Here is a 17,725-nt window from a genome sequence, read left to right on the forward strand (position 1 = left end):
GGCCACGGATCTGGAAGTGGTGGACGGCATCCTGACCGGACGCATGGACGGCGGAAACTGCGTGCGCCAGGAAAAGGCCCGGCGGGTCAGGGCGTTTCTGGAGCAGCATGGGCCTTTTGACGAGACCTGGGGCTATGGCAACCGGCCCCACGATATCCCCATGCTGGACCTTCTGGATCACCGGATTATTGTGTAGGGAGAACAACCGTGACTGTCTTTATAGTCTATGTCACCACATCCGGCTTTGCCCAGGCAGAGACTCTCGGCAAAACCCTGATCCAGGAAAAACTGGCGGCCTGCGCCAATATCACAGAGGGCATGACCACGATCTATCCCTGGAAAGGAAAAATGGAACAGCAGCAGGAGGCCGTCCTCCTGCTCAAGACACATGAAAAACTTCTTGAGCGGCTGCGCCAGCGGATCAGGGAGCTTCATTCTTACGAAACGCCCTGTATCATGGCATGGCCTGTTCCCTTTGTTGACAGGGATTATGCCGCCTGGCTTGAAGACTCAGTCACAGGACAAACCCCATGACCGTGAAATACGAATACGGGATCGCAGCTGATGGCAGTGTCGGACTGCAGGTCGTTCCCGCCCCTTCTCCCTCCGACCCGCAGGATGTTTTTCACACCGGCCACCGCCCGCTGGCCATTATGGGCCTCGGCAAATCGGGGCTGGCCACGGCCCGTGCCCTGATCACCCGGGGCCAGTCTGTCTGCGCCTGGGACGACACACCGGAGAAAAGGGATGAGGCTGCAAAAGCCGGCATTCCCATCGTGGATCTGACCGCCGCCCCGCTGGACGGTTTCGCGGCGCTGGTCCTCTCCCCCGGCATTCCGCACACCTGGCCCCGGCCGCACCCGGTCGCCGCGCGGGCAAAGCAGGCTGGCCTGTCCATCATAGGCGACATCGAGCTTCTGGCCCGCGCCAATACCCACATCCATTATATCGGCATCACGGGCACCAACGGAAAATCCACCACCACGGCCCTGATCGGCCATATCCTGAAAGAAGCAGGCCAGAGTGTCTCCACCGGCGGCAATCTGGGTTATCCGGTGCTGGAATTGCCGGTACCGGAGCAGGACGGATTCTATGTGCTGGAGCTGTCGTCCTACCAGCTGGAGCTGACACAGTCCCTGGTGCCGGACATCGCCATCCTGCTGAATCTCAGCTCCAACCACCTGGACCGGCACGGCGGCATGGACGGCTATATCGCCGCCAAGAAACGCATTTTCAGGGGCCAGAAAGCCCCGCAGACAACCATCATTGGCATGGATGATCCCTGGTCCGCCGCACTGCACACCGAACTGGCCCGCACCAGCCAGGCCTGGATTGTGCCCATCTCCGCTGAAAAGCCTGTGCTGCGGGGCGTCTATGTGCTGGATGGCATGCTGTTTGACGACATGGATGGCGGGAACAAGCCTGTGCTGGACCTGTCTGGCCTCCCGGCCCTGCCCGGAAAACACAATGCCCAGAACGTGGCCGCCGCCTGGGCTGCCTGCCGGGCTGCAAAGATCGACCCGCACGCAGTGATGTCTGCCATGCGTTCGTTCTCCGGCCTCGCCCACCGGCAGCAGCGGGTGGCGCAGATCAGCGGCGTTACCTTTATCAACGACAGCAAGGCCACCACTGCGGACGCCGCCGGCAAGGCGCTGGCCTGCTACAGTCCCGTCTACTGGATTGTGGGCGGGCGCCCCAAGGAAGGCGGGTTGAGCGGCCTGGAAGGCTTCATGCCCCGCATCGCCCATGCCTTTGTGATCGGCGAGGCCGAGGAAGACTTCGCCCGCTGGCTGGAGGGCAAGGCCCCTTACACCCGCTGCGGCGACCTGAAGACCGCCACAGGCCGGGCGGCCGCCATGGCCCTTGCGGACCAGAAACCGGGGGCTACGGTCCTGCTGTCCCCCGCCTGCGCCTCGTGGGACCAGTTTTCCAGTTTCGAGGAGCGGGGAGACACCTTCGCCGCCCTGGTCCGGCACATCAGGTAATACGATTCAGGCTCTTGATTGGCCCCCCGGAACTTGTGTATAAGGCACACCCTGCCCTGCTGGGGGATCGTCTAACGGTAGGACAGCGGACTCTGACTCCGCCAGTCCAGGTTCGAATCCTGGTCCCCCAACCATCCTTCGCCCTGATGGGCTGCTACCCGGCAAGCCGAAGTTGGACTGTCAGAAAAGGATTGCTGGCTGATGCGAAATATTACTTTTCTGGTATTCTTCCTCTGCATTTCCGGCATCAGCATGTCCGCCACGGCGCGGGAGACATGGTGGACAACGCTGGACCAGGCTGTCAGTTCGCCCGCCGGGAAACAGGCGCTCCAGAGTCTGGGAAAAACCACCACATCGGCCAGCAGAACTGACATTGCAGCCGGACTGAAGGAAGCCCTGCGTGTCGGCACAGACCAGGTGGTGAAAACACTGGGCCAGGAAGGTGGGTTCAATCTCGATCCTGCCGTGCATATCCCCCTGCCCCCAGCCCTGAAGCCTGTGGACAGCGCCCTGTCGCAGATCGGCTTACGCAGCCTGACCGACGACCTGGAAACCCGCATGAACCAGGCGGCCGAGGCTGCAACGCCAAAGGCCAGACAGCTGTTCATGGACTCCATCCGCCAGATGACCATCACCGATGCCAAAGGGATCCTGACAGGTTCGAAGGACGCCGCGACACAGTACCTGCGCCGTACCATGGGGCCGGGCCTGACACAGGAGATGCAGCCCCTCATCCAGCAGGCCATGACGCAGACAGGCGTGATGCAGGTCTATGACAGCGTCATGGGCCAGTATGCCCGCATGCCTTTCATGCCGGACGTGCAGGCCAACCTGACCGACTATGTGACCGGCAAGGCGCTGGATGGCATTTTCTATTATGTGGCCCAGGAAGAGGCCGCCATCCGCACCAATCCCGCAAAACGCACCACAACCCTGCTGAAAAAGGTGTTCGGGAAGTAAGGGCGGCTTATCTATTCTTTTTCCCTGAACCCGCTGACAGGACAAGATCCAGGACAGTTTTTGCATCCAGCTTCCCGAGATCTTTGTATACGTCTTTCCGGTGGCGGATAATGGCCGCAATAACAAGCCTGTGATCTTCGTCCACAGCGTACACAATCCGGTAATCGCCGATGCGGATGCGCCAGAAGCGCTCAGCCCCTGAAAGCTTTTCCACACCCGCTGGAATAGGATTTCTGGCCAGCTTTTCGAGGCCGTTTACAATTCTTTTCTGGATGGAAAAATCCAGCCGGAGAAGATCGCGGCGGGCTGAGGGTGTCAGTGTGACCTGATACATGGGTGAGCGCGATCAGGAAATTCCCAGCTCTTTTTTCAGGTCCGCCAGGGAAACCCGCTTCCCTTTTTCCGCCAGCGCCTTCCGGGCAGCCTGAATGTCCAGAACCCTTTCCACCACGTCCAGAATGCGCAGGTCTTCCACCGACACCAAAGCTGCAACGTCCTTGCCGTGCTTTGTAATGATGGTACGCTCGCGCTGGTAAGACGCCTGGTTAAGCATGTCCGCAAAACGCTCCCGGGCCTCAACGGTTGTCAGCTTATGCATGGCGGATCCTTTCTGTATATTATGTACAGAATATACTTTTTGTACAGAATGTCAAGGATTCAGGCCTGCTCCCTTCACCCCACGCTGCCTTCCAGGCTGATGCCCACCAGTTTCTGGGCTTCGACGGCGAATTCCATGGGGAGTTCCTGGAGCACCTGCTTCACAAACCCGTTGACAATCAGGCCCACGGCATCTTCCTGCGATATGCCGCGCTGGAGACAATAGAACAGCTGGTCCTCGCTGATTTTCGCCGTGGTGGCTTCGTGTTCCACCCGCGCAGTGCGGTTTTTGCTTTCGATGTACGGGACCGTGTGGGCGCCGCATTTGTCCCCAATCAATAAACTGTCGCACTGGGTGTGGTTACGGGCACCCTCGGCCTTTGGCAGAATTTTCACCAGGCCGCGGTAGGTATTCTGCGCCTTGCCCGCGCTGATGCCCTTGGACACGATGGTGGAGCGGGTATTTTTGCCGATGTGGATCATCTTGGTGCCCGTATCGGCCTGCTGGTAATTGTTTGTGATAGCCACGGAATAGAACTCGCCCACCGAGTTGTCACCCTGCAGAATACAGCTGGGATATTTCCAGGTGATGGCCGAGCCTGTCTCCACCTGGGTCCAGCTGATCTTGCTGTTTTTGCCCCGGCACGCACCGCGCTTGGTGACGAAGTTGTAGATCCCGCCCTTCCCGTTTTCATCACCCGGATACCAGTTCTGCACCGTTGAATACTTGATCTTCGCATCGTCCAGCGCCACCAGCTCGACTACCGCCGCATGCAGCTGGTTCTCGTCCCGTTTTGGGGCCGTGCAGCCTTCCAGGTACGAGACCTGGCTGCCCTCGTCGGCAATGATCAGGGTGCGTTCGAACTGGCCCGTGTTGGCCGCGTTGATCCGGAAATAGGTGGACAGTTCCATGGGGCAGCGCACGCCTTTGGGGATGTAGACGAACGATCCATCCGTGAACACCGCGGAATTCAGCGTGGCGAAGTAGTTGTCCGACACGGGCACGACCGAGCCCAGATATTTGCGCACCAGGTCGGGATGTTTCTGCACCGCCTCGGAGATTGCGCAGAAAATGATCCCCTGCTCTTCCAGCTTGGCCTTGAACGTGGTGGCGACCGAGACGCTGTCGAACACAGCATCCACAGCCACAGCAGGCATCTTGTTTTCCGTGCCCTCTACCCCCAGCAGGATCTCCTGCTCTTTCAGCGGAATGCCCAGCTTTTCATAGGTTTTCAGAATTTCCGGGTCCACTTCGTTCAGGCTTTTGGGGCCCTTCTTCGGCGCGGCGTAGTAATAGGCATCCTGATAGTCGATGGGCGCATGATGAACGGCTGCCCATTTTGGCTCTTCCTGGGTCAGCCACAGACGGAAAGCCTTCAGCCGCCACTCCAGCAGCCACTCCGGCTCCCCCTTTTTCGCCGAGATAAACCGCACCGTATCCTCGGACAGTCCTTTGGGAGCCGTTTCGGATTCAATGTCCGTGACAAAGCCCCACTCGTACTTTTTATCGACGAATGACTGGACGTCCGGTGTTTTCGGTTGTTCTTTCATGTCCTCTAGATGGCGAATACGCCCCGGAGAGTCAAGGTAAAGGCGCTCTCGCGGCAGCAGGAGAGACCAGTTCGTCTGTCTGGATCAGAAGCCCTTTTTTCTGAAGATCGTCCCTTTTGTACCAGTAATTTGCATCTGAGCGCTCTGGTTGAAGCATGTGTTTCATGCATTCTTCCGGCGTATCATAAGGTGGCCGCCCCCCACAGAAAGCCGCCATCCAGTGCATGGCAAAGTCCGGATCCAGCTGGATATATCCCTGTTTCAGAAAGCTGTGCAGAACAGCTTCCGGAACATGTTTTTCAAGATATTTCGAGGGCCAGAAATTCCAGTGCGGATTACGGGGAAGTGGCTTCAGGACAGCCCTGAAGAAAAACTGCCTGAAAGTGGGATCCAACAGAAAAATCCTGCTTTCGTCCTCTACGGAAAAACCGGTTATCAGACCCACATGGGGATTAAAAAAGCCCGGCAGTACATGTGAAGCAACGCCCTTTCGGAACCTCCAGATCCTGCATGGCATAGGCTGCGATGCACTGGGCATGGCCACACTGGCCCTCCAGGGATCGTTGCACCGTTGCCCGCTCCCATGGATCAATGTAAATACTAATGGCTTGGTGGGTTTTCTCCAGCGTTTTGCCCACAAGCCAGGATAGAAAGGCCTCTGCCCCTGCTGCCGTGACAGACTGACCCGCGCGCAAAAGGCCGACAGCCCGCCGGACCGTATCAGGATCGGGGGTTCCCGGGCAAAGATCAGGGATATTCCGGTTTGTTTCCATGGTCTGATCCTACACCAGACTGGTGAAAGCATTTCTGCCATCAGGCCGGCCCCCGATTTGCCCGGTCCGGACGGGACGTGTATAAAGGGCCCGCAACAAGGAGAGCACCCATGAAAACAGTCCAGGTCGGCAGCGTCACTCTCGCCAACAACAGGCCGTTCGTCCTGATCGGGGGCATGAACGTGCTGGAATCAGAAACCAGCGTCATGAAGGCTGCCGAGGTCTTCGTCAACACAACCCGGAAGCTGGGCATTCCGTATATCTTCAAATCCTCGTTCGACAAGGCCAACCGGTCATCTGTCGATTCCTACCGCGGACCGGGGCTGCAGGAAGGCCTGCGCCTGCTGGAGAAGGTTAAAACCACCTTTGGCATTCCTGTCCTGACAGACATTCACGAGCCACAGCAGGCCGAGCCTGTAGCAAAGGTGGCGGATGTGCTGCAGATTCCCGCCTTCCTGTGCCGCCAGACGGATCTGGTGGCTGCCGCCGCAAAAACCGGCGCTGTGGTGCAGGTGAAAAAGGCCCAGTTCATCGGCCCGGAGCAGATGGACAACATCATCACCAAGATCGAGCATTTCGGGAATAAAAAGATCATCCTGTGCGAACGGGGCACCAGCTTTGGCTATAACAACCTGGTGGTGGACATGCTGGGCATCGATGTCATGAAAAGGTTTGAATACCCGGTGACGTTCGACGTGACCCACGCCCTGCAGATGCCCGGCGCGCTGGGCAAGGCTACCGGCGGGCGGCGCGAACAGACCCTGCCGCTGGCCCTGTCCGCCATGGCACAGGGAATCGCCGGCCTGTTCCTGGAAGCGCACGAAAATCCGGACAAGGCCCTGTGCGACGGCCCATCAGCCCTGCCACTGGCCCAGCTGGAGACTTTCCTGACAAAGATCAAGAAACTGGATGACGTAGCCAAGAGTTTGATGGGGTAAGGCTCAGGACGGCCGCACCACGGGCAGCCACAAGACGTCTTCGATCTTCTGAGCGCCTGAGGCCAGCATGGCCAGGCGGTCAAACCCCAGGGCGATCCCTGAACTTTCGGGCAGGCCGTGCTCCAGCGCCGCCATGAAATCCGCATCTACAGGGTAACGCACTCCGTACAGCCGCTCCTTCAGGGCCATGTCGGCCTCGAACCGGGACCGCTGGACGACCGGATCCGTGAGTTCGCCAAAAGCATTGGCCAGCTCCAGCCCGCAGACGTACAGCTCGAACCGCTCGGCCACACGGGGATCCCCGGGCTTTGGTCGGGACAGCGCCGCCATGGACACAGGGTATTCCGTCAGAAAGACAGGCCTGTCCGCACCCAGATGCGGTTCAATCTTCTCCAGGCTGATACGGAAGAAAATGTCTTCCCAGGTGTCTGTCTCCCGTACCGCAATGCCTGCCCGGCGGGCCTCCGCTGCCAGCAGGGGTGTATCAGGATGTAATGGATCTGGCGCCGTCGCCAGCAGGTCAATTCCCGCATACTGCCGGAAAGCCTCTGCCACGGTCAGCACCTGGGGCTGTGCGGTCAGGTCGCAGGACAAACCATTGTATTCCGCCCGCGTCCGCCCTCCCGCCACTGCAGCACAGCGCAGCAGGGCAGCGCAGTCCTCCATCAGGCGGGTGTACCCCTCCCCTGCCCTGTACCATTCCAGCATGATGAATTCGGGGCTGTGGCGCGACGAGCGCTCCTGGTTGCGGAACACATGGGCGAACTGGAAAATACGGGGCAGCCCCCCGGCCAGAAGCTTTTTCATGGCGAATTCGGGACTGGTGTGCAGGTACAGTGTGGCCGCAATCTCCGGGTTCGGCTCGATCATCCGGGTGGAAAACGCCATGATGTGCGGCTCCATGCCCGGGGACACCTGCAGGATGGGTGTATCCACCTCGAGAAAATCCTGTCGCAGGAAATGGTCACGGATGGCCTGCTGCAGGGCCATGCGCACCTTCAGGTGTGGCAGGCGGCGCATCAGGGGGTCAGGATGCCAGGCTGTCATCATGGCCGGAAGCATAGCCACACAGCCGGAAACCGCAAGACCAGTTGCCTGCCCGCACCCGTTCTGTTAGCTTCCGGGCCGGATAATTACTCCCCCAACAGGAAAATCGTGTCATGAAAGTCAATGCCAATACCCTGCGCGCCGGTGCTGTGATTGAACACAATGGCAAGCTGTGCGTGGTCAGGAAAAGCCAGATTCTCACCCCCGGCAAGGGCGGCGCCTTTGTCCAGCTGGAGATGCAGGACATCCGTACGGGCAACAAGATGATGGAGCGCTTCCGCACCCAGGAAACCGTCGAGCGTACCCGCCTGGACGAACACGAAATGACCTTCCTGTTCTCCGAGGGTGACCTGCATACCTTCATGGACAAGACCAGCTTTGAGCAGGTTGCCATCTCCGGCGATATCATCGGCGACGCAAAGGTTTTCCTGCAGGATGGCATGGAAGTCACCGTGCAGATGCACGAAGGTTCTCCGCTCAGCGTGGAACTGCCTGCAACGGTCATTCTGACAATCACCGAGGCTGATCCTGTGGTCAAGGGCCAGACGGCGTCTTCCTCCTACAAGCCGGCCGTTCTTGAAAACGGGCTTCGCATCATGGTGCCGCCCCACATCGGCGCAGGCACACGGGTCGTGGTGGATACGGCTGAATCCACCTATATCGAGCGCGCGAAAGACGAGTGATGACCGGCTCTGTCCGCTCCCCCCTTATCCACGTGATGGGAAAGGCCGTTGAAAAAGCCGGCAAATCCCTGCTGCGCGATTTCGGGGATGTGGAACACCTGCAGGCCTCCCGCAAGGCCCCGCTTGATTTTGTATCGGTGGCGGATCACAAGTCGGAAAAGATCCTGCGTGAGGAGCTGTCCCGCGCCCGACCCCATTTCGGTTTCCTGATGGAAGAATCGGGCGAAGTGAAGGGACAGGACCCTACCCTCCGCTGGATCATTGACCCGCTGGACGGGACGATCAATTTTCTGCATGGCCTGCCCCAGTGGTGCATTTCCGTTGCCGCCGAAAGAAATGGCGAGATTATCGCAGGCATGGTCTATGACCCTCTGCGAGATGAAATGTTCTGGGCGGAAAAAGGAGGCGGAGCCTGGCTGAACGCCCGCCGCCTGCGGGTCTCCACCCGCAAGGATCTGGCCGACTGTATCGTTATGCCGGACGTCCCCCACGCGGATCCGGAAAAGCTGTCCCGGTCCATGGCAGAACTGGCCGCATTCGCCGGAAAGGTTTCGGGGATCCGGTACCTTCGGGCAGCCGCCCTGGTCCTGTGCTATGTAGCGGCCGGGCGGTGCGATGCGTACTGGCAGCGGGGGCTCGAGCCCTGGGATGTGGCGGCAGGCAGCCTGATCGTGACCGAGGCCGGGGGCTTTGTCACCGAAATCGACGGGGGACGCGACCCGATCTATGGAAGCAGTATCCTGGCGACCACGCCCAATCTCCAGGTCCCTGTGGTCCGCGTACTGCGGGGCGTGACTGCCGGAGACATCCAGAAAAAGGCCTGAGACCCATGCGCGCATGTGACGTAACCGTAGTGGGTGGCGGTCTTGCAGGCCTCACACTGGCGGTGGCGCTGGGATCTGTGGGTATGTCCGTGATCTGTGTGGACAGGGAACCGACGGCCTCCTCTTCTGAAAAGCCCGACACCCGCACAACCGCCCTGGCGCTGGGATCAAAACGGGTTCTGGATACCCTGGGGGTGTGGCCCTTTTTTAAAGCCCATGCTGCCCAGCCTATCCTGGATATCCGCGTGGCGGACCGATATTCGCCCCTGTTCGTCCACTATGACCACCGCGATGCCGGGAACGAGCCTTTTGGCTGGGTGGTGGACAACCGGTATCTGAAAGCCGCCCTGCTGAAGCGGGTGGCGCAGCTGCCCTCGCTGACCCATCTGACCGCAACCGGTGTGACGGCCCTGGACACAGGCCCGGTCCACACAACCCTGACCCTGTCGGACGGCCAGACAATGCGATGCTCTCTGGCAGCGGGTGCAGACGGGCGCAATTCCTTCTGCCGCAAGACTGCAGGGATCGGTACATGGGGCTGGACCTATGACCAGATGGCCATTGTGTGCAACATCCGGCACGAAAAGCCCCACCACGCCATCGCGCTGGAGCATTTCTTTCCCTCCGGTCCCTTTGCCGTCCTGCCCCTGACGGGAAACCGCTCATCCATCGTGTGGACTGAGCACAAGAACCGCGCGCCCCTGTTCCTGCAAATGTCCGAAAGCGACTTCAACCGGGAACTGCAGCAGCGGGCGGGAGACTGGCTGGGCGAAATATCACTGGACGGCCCGCGCCATGTCTGGCCTGTGTCCCTGCAGCACGCCCGCAGCTATACCGTCCCCCGCCTGGCGCTGGTGGGGGAGGCCGCCCACGCCATCCACCCCATCGCCGGGCAGGGCCTGAACATGGGCCTGCGCGACGTGGCGGTCCTGGCCGAGGTGGCCGTGGACGCCTGGCGGCTGGGTCTGGATCCTGGCAGTCCGCTGGTGCTGCAGCAGTTCCAGCAGCGCCGCCGGCCGGACAACATGCTTCTGGTCTCCGCCACCGACGGCCTGAACCGCCTGTTTTCAAATGGATCCGGACCCCTTCACAGGATTCGCAGCACGGGCCTTGCCGCCGTCAACCGCCTGCGACCAGTCAGACAGCTGTTCATGCGCCACGCCATGGGTACCCTGGGCGACCTGCCCCGCCTCGTAAAGGGCGAGTCATTGTAGCGCTTTGTCCCTGCAGACCCCTCCAGAATCCACTGGAGCGGAATGAATGCAAGGAAGGAGGAGCACAGGACCGCAGTGACGCAGCAGGCATCCGTTCCAGTGGGTTATGGGGGGGTCTGGCTATACGCCCACACCGTGGCCGGGGGCACATTCATCCACACGCGGGCCACGCGGCGGACGCGGATGGAAGGATCATCCACTATAATCGGCGACGCCCTGTGATAGGTGTACTGGACCAGCGGCCTTCCAGGCGGAAGCACGCTGAGACAGTCCCGGAGAAAAGCCAGGCGTTCTTCCGGCGTTTTCCACAACAGGGGCAGGCCGGAGACGATGGCAGACAGTCTGGAAATACCCCGGCGCTGCACAATTCCCCGGATGTCAAAGGCATCATCCTGGGCCACGGCAATACGCGGGAATGTCTCCCGCAGCATGGCGCAGAAATGATCATCCCTCTCCACCGCCACAATATCCTCGGGGCGAACTCCGCGATCCACCAGAGCCCGGGTCACCACGCCTGTTCCAGCACCCAGTTCGACGACTGTGGCTCCTGGTTCAAGGCTGAAAGCCCCGGCAGAAGCCCGGGACAGGGTAGCGCTTCCGGGCAGGACAGCGCCGACGGCCCGGGGATTGCGAATCCATCCGGAAATAAAGGACAGGTGGTGTTGCATGGTGCCCTGTTTTTGAAGGTGACATTCCATCATCCACATAGCGCACAACTTTGCCCGGGTACATGAAAAAGTACCAGGCTCATGCACCGTGTGTGTGCAGCGGGATTTCCCTATTTCTTCCCGGCAGGAGGGGCAAATTTACCCAGGTTGCCCAGCAGCTGCTGGAAGATGGTCACGTCCTTTCCCTTGGTCGGCGTCCTGCGGTCTGACAGCTCAACAACCTTGCTATCCTCCCTGTCCATGCGCTGGACCCCCTGGACCAGGCCGGCATCATCAAATGTGACCGCGACAATCTTGCGGTCCGTGACCTCGGGATCGAAGAAGGCCGTCTTTTCCGTAGTCTGGCCGATATAGTACCAGGTGGAATCGCTGAATGTCGCCGTGGTGGACGGACTGCCCAGCACACTGGCCACATCCTCCCGGGTGCTGACGCCCGGCTCGATCTGGTCCAGCTGCTCATCGTCCACAATCTGCCCCCTGACAGCCACCGTGGGCGCACAGGCGCTGGCCAGGCACAGGGCCAGCAGGGCAAACACAGGAAAAAACTGGCGCGCAGGTCTCATGCTTTTTTCTCCGGTCCCGCCTTGTTTCTGGTTACAGGGCTGCGGGGGACCAATTGACGTCCTGCCTTCAGCAGCCTATTCCAGAATGCAACAATCCATCACTTTATGGCAAGGCCAGGGCGTGTTTTCCTTCCTCAGGCATAACAGGGCAGCTGCAGAAAGGCTGTATGCGGCCATTGTCTCCCAGGCCCGCTCCCCTGTCCCTTACCGTATCCTGGGTGTGCCGGACACCCTGGACGGAAGGTTTGATCTGATTCTCCTGCATATGTTTCTGGTCCTGCATGCCCTGAAGAAACAGGGAAAGCACCCGGCTGACGGGGGGCAGGCCCTGTTCGGCCACATGGTCACCGACATGGACCGCTCCCTGCGCGAGGTCGGGGTTGGTGACCTGTCCGTGGGGCGGAAAATCCGGACCATGGTGGAGGCTTTCTATGGCCGCATCGCCGCCTATGAGCAGGCGGTGAAGAGCCTGGATGCAGACACGCTGCTTCCCGCGGCCCTGCGGCGCAACCTGTACGGCACCTGCCCTGCGGACACAGACCTGTCCGGCCCGGCCGGCGCCATGGCCCGCTATACCCTGGACCAGGTCCGGCATCTGGAAAAGCAGGATGCGGATACCATATTGTCAGGCACAGCCGTCTTTCTCCCCTATGAGCCCTTCCTGGCGGCAGAGGTAAAAAGATGAATCAGACACCCCGCGAATTCTCCCGCCGGATCAGCATCGACGCCATCCAGCGGCGCTCCCTGACAGAAAATATCGTGGCCACACCCGAGGAACGGGCCGGGCTTGCCGCCCGATTCGGCCTCCAGGCGCTGGAACAGCTGGAAGCCACCCTGTACCTGCGCACTATCCGGGGCGGCAGCATGGTGGAAGTCCATGCAAAGCTTCTGGCCGACGTGGTGCAGACCTGCGGCGTGACCCTGGCGCCCCTGCCCCGGCATGTGGAGGAGGAATTCACGGCCCTGTTCGCCCCGGCCAGACAGGTACAGGACGATTCTGCGGACGACCATGATGTGACCGGGGAGCTTGAGGATTCTCCGGAACCGTTCGAGGATGGGGGAATCGATCTGGGCGAACTGGTGGCCCAGCATCTGGCGCTGGCGCTGGATCCATACCCCCGGGCCGAGGGAGTCAGTCTGGATCCGGCCCTGTCCGGGCAAGGGGAAACAGGCGGAAAATCACAAAAACCCCTCGCCGCACTTGCGCGATTGAAAACGAAACAGTAAACAGTCACGTCTGCCCGATAACCGGTGAGGGATTTTCACGGATTATGGGGCAGCAGGCGACCATGGGGTCCGCCATCCGTATCCATATTGCAGAGAGTGACCAGCCATGGCTGTCCCGAAAAAGAAAACATCGAAATCAAAGCGCAACATGCGCCGTTCCCACCATGCCCTGTCCGCAACGGGCCGGGGTGAATGCCCGAACTGCGGCACGCTGAAGCGCCCGCACCACGTCTGCCGGTCATGCGGCCATTATGACGGCCGCGCTGTTGTGTCTTCCGAAGCCGCCGCATCCTGACGGCCCTGATTCCACCGGCTGCAAGGTGTGCTGAGTGACCCGCCGTTTTGCCATCGCACTGGACGCCATGGGGGGAGATCACGCCCCGGCCATGGTCGTTGAGGGCGCCAGCATTGCGCGGGAACGCTGCCCCTTGGTGGATTTTGTGTTTTTCGGCAACGCACAGGTTCTGGATCCCCTGCTGGCCCGGTATCCGGCCCTGAAGGCCGTCTCTGCCGTCCACCACACAGCCGATGTCATTTCCCCGGACACAAAGCCTTCCGCGGCCTTGCGCACAGGCAGGAACTCCAGCATGCGTCTGGCCATCGATTCTGTGGCCGAGGGACGCACCGCCTGTGTCGTCTCCGCCGGCAACACCGGCGCACTGATGGCCCTGGCCAAACTGGTCCTGCGGACCCTGCCGGGAATCGACCGTCCCGCCATTGCTTCTTTCTTCCCCACCCTGCGCGGCGAATCGGTGATGCTTGACCTGGGCGCCAACGCAGAATGCGACGCAGACAACCTGGTCCAGTTCGCTGTCATGGGCTCTGTCTTCGCCCGGTGCGTCCTGGGCCTCCCCTCCCCTGTTGTGGGAATCCTGAACATCGGCTCGGAAGAGGCCAAGGGCAACGATGCGGTACGCAACGCCGCAGGCATTCTGCGCCAGACCCCCCTGCCCGGTTCGTTTTACGGCTTTGTGGAGGGTGACGACATTCCCGCCGGCACGGTTGACGTGGTGGTTACGGACGGCTTTACGGGCAACGTGGCGCTCAAGACCGCGGAAGGCACCGCAAAGCTGTATGCCGAGTTCCTGCGCCGCACATTCCGTTCTTCCCTTCTGGCCCGGCTGGGCTATCTTCTGGCCCGTCCGGCGTTTCATAAACTGCGCACCCGCACAGATCCGCGGCGCTATAACGGAGCCATGTTCCTGGGCCTGCAGGGCCTGTGCGTGAAAAGCCACGGCGGAACCGACGCCACGGGCTTTGCCAATGCCATTACCGTGGCCGCGGACATGGTCCAGCATGATTTCAACACAAAGATCAGGGAAGATCTGTCCCGCATGATCCTGCCCGACGGGACAGATACGGGAGCCTGACAATGAAAATACGCTCCGGAATCACGGGATGCGGGTCGTACCTTCCTGAACGGGTCATGACCAACAGCGACCTGGAAAAACTGGTCGACACCACCGATGAATGGATCACCCAGCGTACCGGAATCCGCTCCCGCCATATTGCTGCCGAGGGCGAAACTACATCGGACATGGCTGTGAAGGCCTGCCTGCGGGCCCTGGAGCACGCCGGCATTACAGCGGCGGATGTGGATCTGGTCATCCTCGCCACCACAACACCGGACCATACTTTTCCGGCCACAGCAGCCCGTGTGCAGGCCCGGCTGGGAATCACCCAGGGCCCCGCCTTTGACATCCAGGCCGTCTGCTCCGGGTTCATTTTTGCCCTCGCCATGGCCGACAACTGCATCCGTCTGGGACAGGCGAAAACAGCGCTGGTGATCGGCGCCGAGACCTTTTCCCGCCTGGTGAACTGGAAGGACCGCTCCACCTGCGTCCTGTTTGGCGACGGCGCAGGCGCTGTCGTTGTCCAGGCCGCGCCGGGCACAGGGAAGATCACCGACCGGGGCATTCTCTCAACCCACCTGCATACGGACGGCACCCGCTATGACAGCCTGTATGCTGACGGCGGCCCCTCCACCACCGGCCGGGCCGGCACCGTGCAGATGGACGGCCAGGAAGTGTTCCGCCAGGCCGTCACCCGCCTGGGAGAGGTTCTGCAGGAATCCCTGGCGGCCAATGGCCTGACGCCGGACGACATTGACTGGCTTGTACCCCACCAGGCCAACCGCAGGATCATCGAAGGTACGGCCCGCAAGCTGGACCTGCCGGCAGACAAGGTGGTCATGACTGTGGACAGGCATGGCAACACGTCCGCCGCATCCATCCCCCTGGCGCTGGATGTGGCTGTGCGGGACGGACGGATCCGGCCCGGCCAGCTTCTGGTCATGGAGGCTATCGGCGGGGGACTGTCGTGGGGCGCGGCCGTTGTACGGTGGTAAGGAGAGAATATCCATGAGCGCAAAAACCCTGACCCGCTCTGATCTTGCAGAAGCTGTCTGCGCAGGCGCGAATATCTCGCGCAGGGATGCAGGGGCCTTTCTGGACACCATGATCGAGGAGATGGTCACCGTCCTGGCGCGCGGGGAGGACGTCAAGATCTCGCGGTTTGCCTCTTTCTGCGTACGTACCCGCAGACAGCGGGTAGGCCGCAACCCCCGCACCGGACAGGAAGTCCCCATCCCGCCCCGCCGGGTCCTGTCCTTCCGTCCCGGCGCACAGCTGCGGAAACAGGTTAACAGCACGAACCAGTAGAACCTTTTTTCACCTCTCCCCCGGAGAGAGAGAATAAAATTCAGCAATTGCCTCATCCGCAATGAATGGATATAGTCCGCCCGTTCTTTTCCGGAAGGACAAGTCGGAGTGTGGCGCAGCCTGGTAGCGCACTTGCATGGGGTGCAAGGGGTCGCAGGTTCGAATCCTGTCACTCCGACCAGCCTTCGCTCTTCGAGCTACGGCTCGGCAAGCCGAAGGCGCAGACGGCCGAAGCGAGTTAGAGCCAAGCTGTCACGCCATAGCTGCGAAGCAGCGACGGCGGACCGTTGCAGCAGGGACTCTGCCAAAATGATCTATGTCTATATTCTTCAAAGCATTGAAGAACCGGATCGATTTTATACAGGTGCTGCCGGGAATCTGAAGGCCCTTTTGAAAGAACACAATTCCGGAGAAGTTTTTCATACGGCAAAATTCAGACCGTGGGACATCAAAAATTATTTCGCTTTCAAGGATCATAAAAAAGCATATACTTTTGAAAAGTACCTGAAGTCTGGCTCAGGCAGAACATTCGCCAAACGGCATTTCTAGGGGTGCATTTCTGACAGATTGCCAGAGCATGTCCACCCCCTCTCCTTCCCCCCGAAAGAAAAAAGCTGTCCGCAAGGTCACGCCTGAATACCTGGAACGGGTCGCCCTGTGGTACATGGACCGCTATGCCGGCTCTGCCGCATCGCTGGAGCGGGTCCTGACGCTGCGGGTCCGCCGCTCGGTCAGGGCCCATGACACTGATCCGGCCGAGGCCACGGCCTGGGTCAGGACCATTATCGAAAAACACAGGGCAAAAGGCATTCTGGACGATGCCCGCTTTGCGCAGAACAGGGCGGAAAACCTGCACCGGCGGGGGACATCGCTGCGCATGATCCGCCACAGGCTGGCCGCGAAAGGGATTGACCCGGATACAGTCCGGCAGGTTCTGGACAGGATGACCGAAGAATTACCGGAAACGGAGGAAAATCCTGATCTCGTTGCTGCCATTGCCTTTGCCCGCCGCCGGCGCCTTGGCCCTTTCCGGCCTGCGGACCAGCGCCAGGAAAAAGCGCAGAAAGATCTGGCCGCCCTGGGCCGCGCCGGCTTTTCCGGAGACATCGCCCGCAAGGTCATTCTGGCGAAGGATACCAGCGACCTGATAATGTGATCAAATTCCTGTATAGGGTATTTTGCCTGGCAACAGGCAGGGTTCCTGAACATTGTGAATACGACGACACACTGCCCCGCTTCCGGGAAAAGCAGGGCCATTGCATAGCGCCGCACCTCCTTCCACTCTCCCTGCGGGAAAGGGTTATTCGTACCCATCTTCAGACAGAAATGATAACAAATGATAAGGTTTGTTTACGGACTCGCAATGTTAACCACTGCACTGGTGCCGAAGGCGTGCAGTCAAAGGGCCAGAAACTCCAAAACAGCCTGGAATGACCCTATAATAAAGACTGCACGGGTGTGCATTTAAAGTGTAGTTAAAGTGCAGTTGCGTGCAGTTATGGTGCAGCCGGTGCAGTCATGGTCCTGATACCCATATCGTCTGTCATCCGCATGAAACTGTTCCTGCAAGTATTTTCATGAAATACATTGTCCCCCGCAGTTGCATGATCGGCTGGTGGGAAATTTGGAAAAGCGTTTTGCAATCCGGGGTTTTTTCACCAGCCTTCGCGGCGCTGCAGCCGCGGCGTTCCTCTGGCTGGCGTCTTCTTCTGCGTTTGCCGCCACGCATGCTGATACAGCCATGACCGGACCCCGCAAACCTGCCGTCACGGCCCGGACCACCGGAAAAGCTGTAAAGAAAAAAGCCCGGAAACCAGTGGGTTATGCGTTCTATGTCAAGGCCCGGTCTCTCTATGCCAACAAAAAATTTTCCGAAGCGCGGGAGGCCCTGTCCCGCGCCAGGATACCGGAAGGCCGGAAAGGCTGGCTGAACACACAGCTTCTGCGCTGCCAGGCGGCCTACGATCTGGAAAAGATGGCAGAGGCTGCAGGACTGTGTCACGGCCTGGCGCAGGCGGTGCGCAATCCCCATGTC

25 protein-coding genes and 2 tRNA genes are annotated in these 17,725 nt (G+C 60.2%); 19 read left to right on the forward strand and 8 right to left on the reverse strand.

Annotated features, from left to right (window positions below; all coding sequences use genetic code 11):
• The 5 genes from M3O22_03980 to M3O22_04000 all read left to right on the forward strand — a co-directional run.
• A partial coding sequence (locus tag M3O22_03980) for a haloacid dehalogenase-like hydrolase (GenBank protein ID MDP9195917.1) occupies positions 1 to 196 on the forward strand: 196 nt, incomplete at its 5' end.
• Positions 197 to 207: 11 nt separating this feature from the next.
• Positions 208 to 534 (forward strand): divalent-cation tolerance protein CutA, encoded by a 327-nt coding sequence (locus M3O22_03985; protein MDP9195918.1) that lies wholly within the window; start codon positions 208 to 210, stop codon positions 532 to 534.
• A gap of 119 nt (positions 535 to 653) precedes the next feature.
• Entirely contained in the window at positions 654 to 1,985 is a 1,332-nt protein-coding gene (murD, locus tag M3O22_03990) for a UDP-N-acetylmuramoyl-L-alanine--D-glutamate ligase (protein ID MDP9195919.1), read from the forward strand.
• A gap of 60 nt (positions 1,986 to 2,045) precedes the next feature.
• A tRNA-Gln gene (locus M3O22_03995) sits at positions 2,046 to 2,119 on the forward strand.
• Positions 2,120 to 2,186: 67 nt separating this feature from the next.
• Positions 2,187 to 2,945 (forward strand): DUF4197 domain-containing protein, encoded by a 759-nt coding sequence (locus tag M3O22_04000; protein ID MDP9195920.1) that lies wholly within the window; start codon positions 2,187 to 2,189, stop codon positions 2,943 to 2,945.
• Between the two features lie 7 nt (positions 2,946 to 2,952).
• Here M3O22_04000 and M3O22_04005 read toward each other — a convergent pair whose 3' ends face one another.
• The 5 genes from M3O22_04005 to M3O22_04025 all read right to left on the reverse strand — a co-directional run bounded on the left by M3O22_04005 (position 2,953) and on the right by M3O22_04025 (position 5,866).
• The gene (locus M3O22_04005) at positions 2,953 to 3,279 is read right to left on the reverse strand and encodes a type II toxin-antitoxin system RelE/ParE family toxin (GenBank protein ID MDP9195921.1); all 327 of its coding nucleotides are present in this window, start codon (positions 3,277 to 3,279) and stop codon (positions 2,953 to 2,955) included.
• A 12-nt stretch (positions 3,280 to 3,291) separates the two neighbouring features.
• A complete protein-coding gene (locus M3O22_04010) occupies positions 3,292 to 3,543 on the reverse strand; it encodes a type II toxin-antitoxin system Phd/YefM family antitoxin (protein ID MDP9195922.1) in 252 nt (83 codons plus the stop codon).
• A gap of 74 nt (positions 3,544 to 3,617) precedes the next feature.
• Positions 3,618 to 5,093 (reverse strand): Fe-S cluster assembly protein SufB, encoded by a 1,476-nt coding sequence (gene sufB / locus M3O22_04015; protein MDP9195923.1) that lies wholly within the window; start codon positions 5,091 to 5,093, stop codon positions 3,618 to 3,620.
• A 31-nt stretch (positions 5,094 to 5,124) separates the two neighbouring features.
• Positions 5,125 to 5,487 carry a hypothetical protein gene (locus M3O22_04020; protein ID MDP9195924.1) on the reverse strand — a complete coding sequence of 121 codons (363 nt, stop codon included), beginning with the start codon at positions 5,485 to 5,487 and terminating at the stop codon, positions 5,125 to 5,127.
• Positions 5,488 to 5,545: 58 nt separating this feature from the next.
• Positions 5,546 to 5,866 (reverse strand): hypothetical protein, encoded by a 321-nt coding sequence (locus M3O22_04025; protein MDP9195925.1) that lies wholly within the window; start codon positions 5,864 to 5,866, stop codon positions 5,546 to 5,548.
• Between the two features lie 110 nt (positions 5,867 to 5,976).
• Between M3O22_04025 and kdsA the strand changes: the two genes are divergently transcribed.
• Positions 5,977 to 6,804, forward strand: coding sequence for a 3-deoxy-8-phosphooctulonate synthase (gene kdsA, locus M3O22_04030; GenBank protein ID MDP9195926.1), 828 nt, complete (start codon positions 5,977 to 5,979; stop codon positions 6,802 to 6,804).
• Between the two features lie 3 nt (positions 6,805 to 6,807).
• On the opposite strand, the gene epmA is transcribed toward kdsA, so the two are convergent.
• Complete coding sequence (epmA, locus tag M3O22_04035) at positions 6,808 to 7,866, reverse strand: EF-P lysine aminoacylase EpmA (GenBank protein ID MDP9195927.1); 1,059 nt, start codon at positions 7,864 to 7,866, stop codon at positions 6,808 to 6,810.
• A gap of 98 nt (positions 7,867 to 7,964) precedes the next feature.
• Between epmA and efp the strand changes: the two genes are divergently transcribed.
• The 3 genes from efp to M3O22_04050 are packed head-to-tail and all read left to right on the forward strand — an operon-like array spanning position 7,965 to position 10,572.
• Positions 7,965 to 8,534 (forward strand): elongation factor P, encoded by a 570-nt coding sequence (efp, locus tag M3O22_04040; protein MDP9195928.1) that lies wholly within the window; start codon positions 7,965 to 7,967, stop codon positions 8,532 to 8,534.
• Positions 8,534 to 9,358 (forward strand): inositol monophosphatase, encoded by an 825-nt coding sequence (locus M3O22_04045; GenBank protein ID MDP9195929.1) that lies wholly within the window; start codon positions 8,534 to 8,536, stop codon positions 9,356 to 9,358. The genes efp and M3O22_04045 overlap by 1 nt, the downstream gene beginning before the upstream one ends.
• Before the next feature lie 5 nt (positions 9,359 to 9,363).
• The gene (locus tag M3O22_04050) at positions 9,364 to 10,572 is read left to right on the forward strand and encodes a UbiH/UbiF/VisC/COQ6 family ubiquinone biosynthesis hydroxylase (protein MDP9195930.1); all 1,209 of its coding nucleotides are present in this window, start codon (positions 9,364 to 9,366) and stop codon (positions 10,570 to 10,572) included.
• A 104-nt stretch (positions 10,573 to 10,676) separates the two neighbouring features.
• On the opposite strand, the gene M3O22_04055 is transcribed toward M3O22_04050, so the two are convergent.
• On the reverse strand, positions 10,677 to 11,240 hold the full coding sequence (locus M3O22_04055; GenBank protein MDP9195931.1) for a methyltransferase: 564 nt from the start codon (positions 11,238 to 11,240) through the stop codon (positions 10,677 to 10,679).
• A gap of 110 nt (positions 11,241 to 11,350) precedes the next feature.
• Positions 11,351 to 11,803 carry an outer membrane protein assembly factor BamE gene (gene bamE, locus M3O22_04060; GenBank protein MDP9195932.1) on the reverse strand — a complete coding sequence of 151 codons (453 nt, stop codon included), beginning with the start codon at positions 11,801 to 11,803 and terminating at the stop codon, positions 11,351 to 11,353.
• Positions 11,804 to 11,888: 85 nt separating this feature from the next.
• Here bamE and M3O22_04065 point away from each other — a divergent pair, with 85 nt between their 5' ends.
• From M3O22_04065 to M3O22_04110, 10 genes are all read left to right on the forward strand, one after another.
• On the forward strand, positions 11,889 to 12,488 hold the full coding sequence (locus tag M3O22_04065) for a ubiquinol-cytochrome C chaperone family protein (GenBank protein MDP9195933.1): 600 nt from the start codon (positions 11,889 to 11,891) through the stop codon (positions 12,486 to 12,488).
• Complete coding sequence (locus M3O22_04070; protein MDP9195934.1) at positions 12,485 to 13,030, forward strand: DUF177 domain-containing protein; 546 nt, start codon at positions 12,485 to 12,487, stop codon at positions 13,028 to 13,030. Before M3O22_04065 ends, M3O22_04070 begins: the two co-directional genes overlap by 4 nt.
• 106 nt (positions 13,031 to 13,136) lie before the next feature.
• A complete protein-coding gene (gene rpmF, locus M3O22_04075; GenBank protein ID MDP9195935.1) occupies positions 13,137 to 13,325 on the forward strand; it encodes a 50S ribosomal protein L32 in 189 nt (62 codons plus the stop codon).
• Between the two features lie 34 nt (positions 13,326 to 13,359).
• Positions 13,360 to 14,400, forward strand: coding sequence for a phosphate acyltransferase PlsX (gene plsX / locus M3O22_04080; protein MDP9195936.1), 1,041 nt, complete (start codon positions 13,360 to 13,362; stop codon positions 14,398 to 14,400).
• An 8-nt stretch (positions 14,401 to 14,408) separates the two neighbouring features.
• Positions 14,409 to 15,377 (forward strand): ketoacyl-ACP synthase III, encoded by a 969-nt coding sequence (locus tag M3O22_04085; protein ID MDP9195937.1) that lies wholly within the window; start codon positions 14,409 to 14,411, stop codon positions 15,375 to 15,377.
• Between the two features lie 13 nt (positions 15,378 to 15,390).
• Positions 15,391 to 15,690, forward strand: a complete 300-nt coding sequence (locus M3O22_04090; GenBank protein MDP9195938.1) for an integration host factor subunit alpha — start codon at positions 15,391 to 15,393, stop codon at positions 15,688 to 15,690.
• Positions 15,691 to 15,794: 104 nt separating this feature from the next.
• Positions 15,795 to 15,871 (forward strand) — tRNA-Pro (locus tag M3O22_04095).
• Positions 15,872 to 15,999: 128 nt separating this feature from the next.
• Entirely contained in the window at positions 16,000 to 16,239 is a 240-nt protein-coding gene (locus tag M3O22_04100) for a GIY-YIG nuclease family protein (protein MDP9195939.1), read from the forward strand.
• A gap of 28 nt (positions 16,240 to 16,267) precedes the next feature.
• Entirely contained in the window at positions 16,268 to 16,846 is a 579-nt protein-coding gene (locus tag M3O22_04105; GenBank protein MDP9195940.1) for a RecX family transcriptional regulator, read from the forward strand.
• A 468-nt stretch (positions 16,847 to 17,314) separates the two neighbouring features.
• The coding region (locus tag M3O22_04110) for a hypothetical protein (protein ID MDP9195941.1) at positions 17,315 to 17,725 on the forward strand (411 nt) is incomplete at its 3' end.

Source organism: Pseudomonadota bacterium, from assembly GCA_030775045.1.
In the GTDB taxonomy this organism is placed as follows: domain Bacteria; phylum Pseudomonadota; class Alphaproteobacteria; order JALYJY01; family JALYJY01; genus JALYJY01.